The 542-nt window shown below is 39.1% G+C and carries 1 protein-coding gene; it reads left to right on the forward strand.

The features are described 5' to 3' along the window. The coding region (locus Q8G36_RS28595; protein WP_305163143.1) for an IS110 family transposase at window positions 1-542 on the forward strand (542 nt) is incomplete at both ends.

Here is a 542-nt window from a genome sequence, read left to right on the forward strand (position 1 = left end):
GAAGTAAAGAATTAGACGATAATTCACCTACAAAGAATGACGTGAAAGATGCAAAAGTCATCGCACAATTAGTCAAAGACGGAAGATACGCCGAACCGACAATTCCACAAGGAATTTATGCAGAACTACGAGTGGCCAAAAAACTTCGCGATCTTCTCAACGTTGACTTACAGGTCGTTCAAGGACAAGTTCATAACTGGCTTGATCGTTACTTTCCCGAATTTTTGACAGTGTTCAAAAGTTGGGAAGGCAAGGCAGCTATTCATTTTCTAAAGCTAGAAGCCTTGCCACATGAACTTGTAAAGTATACGGAAGAAGAGCTCTTACTTTCCTTAAGACAAGTGGTAAAACGCAGTATAGGCTTAAAGAAGATACGAGCACTCAAAGAAGTAGCCAATCGTTCAATTGGTATTCGTCAAGGGGCAGCTATGGCGAAATTAGAGTTGAGAGCTTTACTAGAGAAGTATGATTTTATTCAAATGAAATTCGAAGAATTAGATCATCAATTAGATCAGTTATTAGACCATATCCCAGGTGTCACA

The sequence above is a fragment of the Peribacillus frigoritolerans genome (assembly GCF_030676415.1).
Taxonomy (GTDB): domain Bacteria; phylum Bacillota; class Bacilli; order Bacillales; family DSM-1321; genus Peribacillus; species Peribacillus frigoritolerans_A.